This is a genomic window from Streptomyces sp. NPDC059080 (assembly GCF_042739975.1).
In the GTDB taxonomy this organism is placed as follows: Bacteria; Actinomycetota; Actinomycetes; order Streptomycetales; family Streptomycetaceae; genus Streptomyces; species Streptomyces benahoarensis.
The window spans coordinates 96,821-106,133 of sequence record NZ_JBHYGX010000012.1 but is presented as its reverse complement, the minus strand read 5'-3'; the positions used below and the strand labels follow the sequence as shown (position 1 = coordinate 106,133).

Below are 9,313 nucleotides of genomic sequence, written 5' to 3'. Positions count from 1 at the left end.
TTTTGTTTTATTATTTTGTGTGTGTGTTCGCCGCCCCTGCCCCCCGCTGACCCCCTCTAGTGCCCCGTCGTGGAGTTCCCCCTCCTGCCGCGGGCGGCCCGTTGCCGTGGCGGCGGCGCGGCTGTGTCAGTCAGTCAGTCAGTGCGGGACGGTGCAGTCGAAGGCGTGCAGATACGGGTTGACCTCCAGGATGTCGTGGAGGACGAGCCCGGCCTCGGTCATCCGGTGCACCAGGCTGTCCTTGGTGTGCTTGGCGCCGCCGACGTTGAGGAGCAGCAGCAGGTCCATGGCGGTGGTGAACTTCATCGACGGGCTGTCGTCGACGAGGTTCTCGATGATGACGACGCGGGCGCCGGGCGCGGCGGCGTCGATGACGTTCCGCAGCGTGCGGCGGGTGGACTCGTCGTCCCATTCCAGGATGTTCTTGATGAGGTAGACATCGGCGCGGACGGGGATGGCGGTGCGGCAGTCGCCGGGTACGACGGTGGCGCGGCCGGCGAGCGGGCCGCCGTCGCGCAGCCGCGGGTCGGCGTCGGCGACGACGGCCGGGAGGTCGACGAGGGTGCCCTTGAGATGCGGGTGCTTCTCCAGGAGACCGGCGAGGACATGGCCCTGGCCGCCGCCGATGTCGGCGACGGTGGCGGCGTCGGAGAGGTCGAGGAGCGCCGCGACGTCCCGGGCGGACTGCCGGCTGGAGGTGGTCATGGCCCGGTCGAAGATCTGGGCGGAGTCGCGGGCGTCCTGGTGGAGGTAGGTGAAGAAGTCCTTGCCGTAGAGGGTGTCGAAGACGCTGCCGCCGGAGCGGACGGCCTGGTCGAGCAGCGGCCACACCTGCCAGGTCCACGGTTCGGTGCACCACAGGGAGATGTGGCGGAGGCTGTTTGCGGTGTCGTCGCGCAGCAGGCGGGACATGTCGGTGTGGGCGAAGGTGTTGTCGTCCGTCTCGGTGAAGATGCCGTAGCAGGTCAGGGCGCGCAGCAGGCGGGCGAGGGTGCGGGGTTCGGTGCGGACGGCGGCGGCGAGTTCGTCGGCGGTGGCGGGGGTGTCGCCCAGGGCGTCGGGGACGCCGAGCCGGGCGGCGGCGCGGACGGCGGCGGCGGGCGCGGCGCCGAAGATGATCTCCCGGAGCCGCATCGCCGCCTGGGGTGCGGGCGGTTGTTCCGTGGGGGGCTGGGGTTGGGCGCTGACGGTGGTCATGGCGTGTGGACTCTCCTGGTGAGGTGCCGTGCGCGGGTCAGCACAGCCCCGCGGGCTGCGAGGTGCGGCACACGTTGCGGGTGAAGTGGTTGCTGGTGGCGGTGTCGCGGTTGGCGAGGTCGGGCTTGTTGCGGAGCAGGATGTTGCCGTGAATGTCGTTCCGTTCGTTGCGGACGCCGACGAAGCTGTGGAAGAGGACGATGCCGCCGGCCAGCGGGGAGTCCCCAGCGTTGTCGCGCACCAGGTTGCCGGTGACCTCGGTGTCCTCGGCGCCGGTGAGGACGATGCCGGAGCCCTGGAGGGCGGGCAGCCGCTTGGTGGCGGCGCAGCGCTTGGTGTTCTCGGAGACGTTGTTGCGGCGGACGCTCAGGGCGCCGCCGCGGGGGCGGGATTCGTCGCCGACGACGAAGACGCCGCTGCAGTTGCCGGTGATGTCGTTGTCGGCCACGTCGAGGTGGCGGACGCGGCGGGCGGTGATGCCGATGCGGTTGCCGGTGACGGTGTTCTCGCGGATGTCGGTGCCGAGCGTGTCGAGGGCGCCGCCCTCCTCGTCGACGGTGTTGGCGAGGAAGATCCCGGCGTCGCCGTTGCCGGTGGCGGTGTTGCCGCGGAGCGTGGCCCGGACGGACTCCTGCTGGGCGATGCCCCACTGGCCCATGTGGCGGGCGGTGACGTCGCGGACGCTGAGCCGGTCGGTCTGCGCGGCCCAGACGCCGCTCTTGCGGAAGCCCTCCACGGTCAGGGAGCGCAGGGCAACGTCCGCGACGCGGTGGCCGGGGCGGCCCAGGACGCAGATGCCGTTGCCGTCCTTGCCGCAGTCGTTCGCGGCGCGGGTGGCGGGCCGCAGCACGGTGCGCTCCCCCTCACCGCGCAGTGTCAGGCCCGGCTTGTCGATGCGGACGCTCTCGCGGTACGTGCCGGGGGCGAGGCGGATGGTGTCGCCGGGCTCCGCGGCGTCCACGGCCTTCTGGATCGACTCACCCGGATGGACGGTGTGCGAGGGATCGGCCTGGCCGGGCGGGGCGGCGGCCACGCCGGTGACCAGCATCGTCACCAGGCAGCCGGTTGCTGTCAGCTGTCGTTTCACCATGAGGCGAAGCTATGGGCGCACGCCGGGGCTCGCCACACGTGGTAACCCGGGGGGCACGTAGGGTGCGCGACCGGGTGGTGGCGTTCCCCCGGTGGTGGCCCGGACGGTGCCCGCGCATCATGGAACGGGCCGTCCCCGCGGGGCCCGGCGCGCCGTGCCCGGTCGTCCCGCCCTTTCTTTCAGGAGCCGCGTATGAGCGCCGGAACGGACCTGCTCATCGACGCCTTCGGCCGGATCCGGGAGACCGTCGAGGAGGTCGTCACCGGGCTGGGGCCCGAGGAGCTGGCCGCGTCGCCCGGCGGCGGCAATCCGGTCGGCTGGCTGGTGTGGCACCTCACCCGGGTCCAGGACGATCACATCGCCGATGCGGCCGGTACCGAGCAGGTGTGGACGGCGCAGGGCTGGGCGCACCGCTTCGGGCTGACGCTGCCCGCGTCGGACACCGGGTACGGCCACTCCCGGCGGGAGGTGGCGGCGGTCCGCGCTCTGACGGCGCGGCAGCTGCTCGGCTACCACGACGCGGTGTACGCGGTGACCCTCCGCTTCGTCGAGGATCTCCAGGTCAAGGACTTGGCGCAGGTGATCGACCGGTCGTGGGACCCGCCCGTCACGCTCGCCGTCCGGCTGATCAGCGTGGTCTGTGACGATCTCCAGCACGTGGGGCAGGCGGCGTACGCCCGGGGGCTGCTGGGCGGCTGAGACGGTACGGCACGGGCCGGGCCCACCGCGCTCTGCTCGCGGCGGGCCCGGCCCGTGTCATCCCGGCGGAGGAGCTACGTCAGCTCTGCGCGGCGGCGCGCTGCTCGTAACCCACCAGGCGCACGCAGACGGCGAGGCCGTGGATGGCGGCCTCCAGCTCGGCGAGGCCGGGGTAGCTGGGGGCGACGCGGATGACGGCGTCGCGCGGGTCGTCGCCGTACGGGTGGGTGGCACCGGCCGGGGTCAGCACGATCCCGGCCTCGGCGGCGCGGCGGACGACCTCCTTGGCGCAGCCGTCCGGCACGGTGAGCGTGACGAAGTAGCCGCCCTTGGGGGAGGTCCACCCGGCGAGGCCGGTGCCGCCCAGCTCGGCGTCGAGGATGCGGGCCACCACGGCGAACTTGGGCTCCAGCACGGCGCGCTGGCGCTCCATGTGGGCGCGCACGCCGTCCGCGTCGCGCAGGAACAGCACATGGCGGAGCTGGTTGATCTTGTCCGGGCCGATCGAGCGCTTGCTGTTGTTCGCGAGCAGCCAGGAGACGTTGGCGGGCGAGGAGCCGAAGAACGCGACACCGGCACCGGCCGCGGTGATCTTCGAGGTGGAGCCGAAGACGAAGGCCCGGTCGGCGTGGCCGCTCGCCTCGCAGGCGGCGAGGAGGTCGGCGATCTCGACCTGCTCGTCGGTGAGGTGGTGGGCGGCGTAGGCGTTGTCCCAGAAGATCCGGAAGTCCGGGGCGGCGGTGGGCATCGCGGCGAGGCGGCGGACGGTCTCGTCGCTGTAGACGACGCCGTCGGGGTTGCTGTACTTCGGGACGCACCAGATGCCCTTGACGGCCGGGTCCTCGGCGACGAGGCGCTCGACGGTGTCCATGTCGGGGCCGTCGGCGGTCATCGGCACCTGGATCATGTCGATGCCGAAGCGCTCACAGAGCGCGAAGTGGCGGTCGTAGCCGGGGACCGGGCAGAGGAAGGCGATGCGCTCCTGGTCGACCCAGCGGGACTCGGCGCCGGGCAGGACGCTCAGCATGGCGTGCACCAGGCTGTCGTGCATCAGCTCCAGGCTGGAGTTACCGGCGGCGAGGAGCTGCGGCACGGGGACCTGGAGCACGTCGGAGAAGAGTGCACGCATCTCCGGGAGGCCCTGGAGGCCGCCGTAGTTACGGACGTCGGTGCCGTCGGCGGCGGTGTGCCGTCCGCCGGGCAGGCTGAGCAGGTCCCCGGAGAGGTCGAGCTGCTCCGGCGCCGGCTTGCCGCGGGTCAGGTTGAGGGCCAGCCCGCGCCCCGTGAGGTCCTTGTAGTCACGTCGTGCCTGGTCAAGGAGCTCGCTGAGGGTGGCGGCGCTCAGCTCGGTGGTCATGGTGTTTCCTCTCGACCGCGATGTTGCCGGGATGGCTCGGCTTGCCCCCACGAGCATACAAAGCGCCGGTCGGGCGGGTTCGGGCGCGGTCGGCCGGGCCCGGGGCCACCGGCCGGAGGCGGTGGCGGCGCACCTCCGGACGGGGCCGGGCCGGGTGCGCTCCCCGCCGCCCGGCCCCGCCCCGCCCGGCGGTGCGCTACGAGCGGTGCAGTGCGCCCAGACTGCCCGGGTAGAGGTACTGCTTCGGGGGGACCGTCGTCCCGTGGGCCCAGGCGTCGAAGAAGCCCTTGAGGTCCTTGCCCGACACCTTCGCCGCCAACGCCTCGAACTGCGGGAACGAGGCGTTGCCGTACGCGTGGTCGTGGGTCCAGCGCTTGAGGGTGCCGAAGAACGCGTCGTCGCCGACGGTACGCCGCAGCGCGTGGAGCATCAGGGCGCCCTTTTCGTACAGGTCGGGATCGAGTTCCTTCCCCGCTCCCGGGTCGTAGAGCTTCATGGACCAGAACGTCGGGTCGTTCTTGTGCTCGTCGATCGAGCCGGCGTAGTAGCCCTTGTCGAGCTTGTCGCCCTGGTGCTCGAACCACAACTGGGTGGCGTACTGGGCGAAGCACTCGGCGAGGCAACTGTCGCGCCAGTCGGTGATCGAGACGCTGTCACCGAACCACTGGTGGGCGACCTCGTGCGACGCCGCGACGTCGTTGACAGCTCCGGAGTAGGTGGGCCGGCTCTGCGTCTCCAGGGCGCCGGGGCCCTCGCCGTCCACGGACGCGCCGACGACGATGCCGCCCGCCGAGGAGAACGGATACGGGCCGAACTTCGAGGCCAGGAACGTCAGGACCTCGCCCTGCTGGGCCTCCGACTTCGGGTCGATCGTGGTGCCCGGGCTGTAGGCCGTGATGAGCGGCGTGCCGTCGGGCAGCTTCGTGCGGTGGACGGTGAACTTGTCGATGGCGACGGTGCTGGCGTACGTCACCATCGGTTTGTCCTCGTGCCAGCGGAAGGTCGTGCTGCCGCCCTCGGTGGTGGTCGGGCCGGGCAGACCGTTGCCGACGGCGGTCCAGCCCTTGGGGACGGTCGCGGTGAGGGCGAAGGTGGCCTTGTCGGACGGGTGGTCGTTGGAGGGGTACCAGGAGGTCGCGGAGTGCGGTTCGCCCGCGACGTCCGCGCCGCCGTCCTTCAGGGTGTGCCAGCCCTCGCCGTCGGGCTTGCCGGCGTACGTCACCCGGACCGCGAACGTGGCGCCGTCGGCCACCCGCTGCGCCGGGACGACGGCCAGTTTGTGGGCCCCGGACCGCGAGAACGACGTCGCCGGGGCGCCGTCCACCGTGACCGAGGCGACCGTGAAGCCCTTCAGGTCCAGGGTGAAGCTGTCCAGCGCCTGGGTGGCGCGGGCGGTGACGGTCGTATCGCCGTCCAGATGGTCGGTGCGCGCCGGGTCGTAGGCGATACGGACGTCGTAGTGCGTCACGTCGTAGCCGGGGTTGCCGTCGTCGGGGTAGTACGGGTCGCCGAGACCAGTCGCAGCCGAGGCGGGGGCTGCCGACAGGGCGAGGGTGAGGGCGGTCGCGGTCGTCAGTACGGCGGTGGCCTGGCGGTGCCGGGTCAGTGGTCTGCGCATCTCTGCTCCTGGAGGCGGGGGTTCAGTGGCGCGCGGTGGTGGGGGCGGCGAGCTGCCACACCACGCCGAGCAGGGCGTTGGTGCTGGTCGCCTCCGTCTGGGGGTCGACATTGGCGAGGTTGTCGCACGCCTCGTGAAGGCAGTCCGAGATGCCGGTGCTGAAGCCGGACGACGGGATGCCGGCGTTCCCGAACGACTCGTGGTCCGAGCCGCCCACCCCGATGTCGAACGTGTCGATCCCCCGGGCGGCGAACCATGCCTCGAACGCCTGCTGGGCCTCGGTCTCGCCGTGTTCGTTGTCGTGCACCACGAGCCACTGCCGGACGTTCTTGCTGCCGGCCTGGTCGAGGTTGAGATACACGTCGATCGCCTTCCGGTCGTCGGCGGAGAGGTTCCGGACATAGTCCGCGGAGCCGACCAGTCCCTCTTCCTCCGCCCCCCACCAGGCGAAACGCAGATGCCGCGTGGGCTTCAGGTGGGCGTCGGCCACCCGGAGGGCGGAGGTGAGGACCGCCGCCGCACCGGAACCGTTGTCGTTGATCCCCGGCCCCTGCTTGACGCTGTCCAGGTGGGCGCCGGTGAACAGCACATGCTTCGGATCGCCGCCCGGCCAGTCGGCGATCAGGTTGTAGCCGGCCGCGCCGCCGTGCGAGAAGGGGCGGAGCTCGGTGTGGAAGCCGGCCCGGTCCAGCGCCTTGCGCACATACGCCACCGAGTCCGCGTACCCCTGGGTGCCGTGCGCGCGGTTGCCGCCGTTGCGGTCGGCGATCTCCTGGAGAGCCCGCAGATGCGGCATCACCTCGCTCGCCGGGACGGTCGGCGCGGCGGCGGGCCCCGGGGGCCCGGCGGCCGTGGCCGCGGGGGCGGGGACCGCAGACAGGACGAGGAGCACCCCGAGGATCCGGGCGGCGAGAGACGGGAGGCGACGGGACGACATCACAGGGGCACCTTCCAGCAGTGCGGCTCGGGGCGCTCGCCCCGGTGGACCGCGCTCACACTTGCCCGCCGGTGTCAGGGAGTTGTCAGGAAACTGTCGCGAAGCGGTAGGAGTACGCCGCACCCCGGTCGGCCGGGGCCCCGTCCCGCAGGGCGCGTTGCCGTGGTGGCGGCGGAAGGTGCGGCGGGCCTCCTCCTCGCTCTCCGCCCCTGCCTGCGGGGTGATGGGGCGCTGCACCTACAGCGCCCAGAGCGCCCAGAGCGCTCAGCCGCTGATGAAGCATCGGAAGGTCACGCTCGTTCCCGCGGGGTGCGGGGCGGGTCCGTCCGGTCAGCTCAGACCTGGGCGAAGCGCTCCAGGAGGAGATGGGCGCGGGCCTCCGCGGCAGCGAGTTCGGCGGGGTCGATCTCCGCCTGCCACACCTCGCCCGCCGCGGCGTCGTCCGCCTCCCGCAGCTCGACCACCGTCACGGCCAGCCGGGCCTGGGAGTCCGGAAACTCCGCCGCCCGGCCGTCGGCGAGCACCCGCTCGGCCCGCGCGGCGGCGGCCGTGCACGCGGCCAGTGCCCGGTCCGCCCGCACCACGGCACGGTCGTGGACCACCAGCAGCCCGCAGAGCAGCCCGACGGCGATGCCGAGGACGCTGGCGAGCGCCCGGTCGGCGACGAGCGTTCCGGCGGACTGCGGTGCGGTCAGGTCGGCCATCACCAGCGCCAGCGGCGTCAGGAAGACCACGCCCAGGCCGTAGTTGCGCGGGACGACGTACTCCAGCAGGAATTCCAGCGCCACGATCACCGCGACCAGCGCGCCGGGGCCCGGTTCCAGAGCGAGGATCGCCAGGGCGAGCACCAGGCCGGCGGCCGTGCCCAGGGTCCGCTGCACGGCGCGCTGTGTCGCCGTCCGGACGTTGATCGAGTGCAGCACCGCGGCGGCCGTCACCGCGGCCCAGTAGCCGTGCCCGAGGCCGAGCGCCAGCGCGGCGCCGCCCGCGAGTCCGGTGCCGAGGGCGATCCGCAGCGCCGGGACGAGCAGGACGGAGCGGTGGCCGGGGCCGCCGGGGTGGCGGCCCGCGACGAGTTCGGCGGCGCGGAGTTCGGCGGAACGCGACGGAACGGGGCCCACCGGTCCGGATGGCGTCTGCGCCCCGGTGGCCGGGCCGGTCCGGGCGTCGGCCGTCCAGGACGCCGGGTCCAGCAGCAGCGGCGGGACGCGGCGGCGCCGGTCCGCGAGGACCCGGGCCTGGCGGCGCAGCCGGCGGGCGAGCAGCGTCGGGACTTCCGGCGGCCGGGTCGCGGAGCCGATCAGCAGCGACCAGGACAGGTCGGTCAGGCGGACGCAGACCTCGCCGTGGTATTTCCCGCCCGCCGCGCGCGGTGGCAGGCCGAGGGCGTGGTGGGCGCGGAGTACGGCGGCGGTCGCCCGGTGGCGCCGTCGGCCGTCGTCGTCCGGTGCGGGGGCGTCCCACAGGTCGGCGAGCGCGCGGAGCGCGGCGGCCACCGCGAGGCGCTGCGGACGGTCGGGGTGGACGAACCGGCCCGCCATGGCCAGCACCCAGGCGAGGGCCGCGCCCGCGGCGGCCAGCGCGGTGTGCGGAAGGACGTCGGCGGGGGCGGGCGTGCCGTTGGCCGCCGCGGCGAAGGCGAAGAGCAGCAGCACCGCGCCGAGCCCGCCCAGCCGCGCGGCGTCGCAGGCGTACTTCGCGGCGCCCGCGACCAGGGCCATCGCGACGACCACCACGAGGGCGCCGGCACCGCCCGCCCGGGTAGGGGCCCAGGCGGCGAGCGCCGAGCCGCCGCCCACGCTCGCCGTCATGGCGAGGGCGACCAGGGCCAGGGCGCGGGCGCGCCTCCCGTAGGGCAGATTGCGGCCGAAGGTGGTGGTGAAGGCGCCGAGCATGGCGTAGACGGCCTGTTCGGTCCGGCCGGTCGTGGCCAGGACCAGCGCCGGAAGCGCCATGGCGAGCGCGGCGCGCAGCGCGAAGGCGAACGCCCCGTCCACCGGGAGCAGGGTCAGCGACCCGCGCGGCGAGAGCACCCGCACCACACCGGCCACCGCCTGCCGCGGGCCGCGTGTGGTGCGGGTGCGGCCGTCGTCACCGGCCGGGTTCATGACGGCGTACGGGGGTCGTGCGGGCGGGGCAGTTCGGTGCATCTCTCCGGTTTCCGGTGGTGAACGGGTGTTTCCTCATCACCCGGCCAGGCACCGGTACCCCGCTCTTCGCTCACCTTCGGGGAATTCCGCGGACCTGTCAAAGAACAGCCGCACGGCTCTGACCTGCGGTGTCCTCCCGGCGATGGCATCGTGGGGGCGGGGGCCCCCCCGGGGGGGGGGGCCCCCCCCCCGCCCCCCCCCCCCCCCCCCCCCGCGGGGCGCCATGGCACGCGGCCCCCGCGGGCCCGGGTGGTGTAAAACAAAA

7 protein-coding genes are annotated in these 9,313 nt (G+C 73.4%); 1 reads left to right on the top strand and 6 read right to left on the bottom strand.

The window, feature by feature from the left end:
* Nucleotides 1–138: 138 nt before the first annotated feature.
* Complete coding sequence (locus tag ACFWWQ_RS12945; RefSeq protein WP_384594661.1) at nt 139–1,197, bottom strand: methyltransferase; 1,059 nt, start codon at nt 1,195–1,197, stop codon at nt 139–141.
* Between the two features lie 37 nt (nt 1,198–1,234).
* Nucleotides 1,235–2,287, bottom strand: coding sequence for a nitrous oxide reductase family maturation protein NosD (locus tag ACFWWQ_RS12940; protein ID WP_384594658.1), 1,053 nt, complete (start codon nt 2,285–2,287; stop codon nt 1,235–1,237).
* A 192-nt stretch (nt 2,288–2,479) separates the two neighbouring features.
* On the opposite strand from ACFWWQ_RS12940, the gene ACFWWQ_RS12935 reads away from it, so the two are divergent.
* Nucleotides 2,480–2,986: a DUF664 domain-containing protein gene (locus tag ACFWWQ_RS12935; RefSeq protein WP_384594655.1), complete on the top strand. Its 507-nt coding sequence runs from the start codon at nt 2,480–2,482 to the stop codon at nt 2,984–2,986.
* A 79-nt stretch (nt 2,987–3,065) separates the two neighbouring features.
* On the opposite strand, the gene ACFWWQ_RS12930 is transcribed toward ACFWWQ_RS12935, so the two are convergent.
* The 4 genes from ACFWWQ_RS12930 to ACFWWQ_RS12915 all read right to left on the bottom strand — a co-directional run bounded on the left by ACFWWQ_RS12930 (nt 3,066) and on the right by ACFWWQ_RS12915 (nt 9,006).
* Complete coding sequence (locus tag ACFWWQ_RS12930; RefSeq protein ID WP_384594652.1) at nt 3,066–4,343, bottom strand: aminotransferase class I/II-fold pyridoxal phosphate-dependent enzyme; 1,278 nt, start codon at nt 4,341–4,343, stop codon at nt 3,066–3,068.
* 196 nt (nt 4,344–4,539) lie between these two features.
* Nucleotides 4,540–5,961, bottom strand: coding sequence for a M1 family metallopeptidase (locus ACFWWQ_RS12925; RefSeq protein ID WP_384594648.1), 1,422 nt, complete (start codon nt 5,959–5,961; stop codon nt 4,540–4,542).
* Nucleotides 5,962–5,983: 22 nt separating this feature from the next.
* Nucleotides 5,984–6,898, bottom strand: a complete 915-nt coding sequence (locus ACFWWQ_RS12920) for a M28 family peptidase (protein WP_384594645.1) — start codon at nt 6,896–6,898, stop codon at nt 5,984–5,986.
* A gap of 335 nt (nt 6,899–7,233) precedes the next feature.
* Nucleotides 7,234–9,006 (bottom strand): FUSC family protein, encoded by a 1,773-nt coding sequence (locus tag ACFWWQ_RS12915; RefSeq protein ID WP_384594835.1) that lies wholly within the window; start codon nt 9,004–9,006, stop codon nt 7,234–7,236.
* Nucleotides 9,007–9,313 lie beyond the last annotated feature (307 nt).

Coding starts and splice junctions, on each gene's coding strand:
- ACFWWQ_RS12945 (WP_384594661.1), bottom strand. CDS start 1,197: ATGACCACCGTCAGCGCCCAACCCCAGCCCCCCACGGAACAACCGCCC.
- ACFWWQ_RS12940 (WP_384594658.1), bottom strand. CDS start 2,287: ATGGTGAAACGACAGCTGACAGCAACCGGCTGCCTGGTGACGATGCTG.
- ACFWWQ_RS12935 (WP_384594655.1), top strand. CDS start 2,480: ATGAGCGCCGGAACGGACCTGCTCATCGACGCCTTCGGCCGGATCCGG.
- ACFWWQ_RS12930 (WP_384594652.1), bottom strand. CDS start 4,343: ATGACCACCGAGCTGAGCGCCGCCACCCTCAGCGAGCTCCTTGACCAG.
- ACFWWQ_RS12925 (WP_384594648.1), bottom strand. CDS start 5,961: ATGCGCAGACCACTGACCCGGCACCGCCAGGCCACCGCCGTACTGACG.
- ACFWWQ_RS12920 (WP_384594645.1), bottom strand. CDS start 6,898: ATGTCGTCCCGTCGCCTCCCGTCTCTCGCCGCCCGGATCCTCGGGGTG.
- ACFWWQ_RS12915 (WP_384594835.1), bottom strand. CDS start 9,006: ATGAACCCGGCCGGTGACGACGGCCGCACCCGCACCACACGCGGCCCG.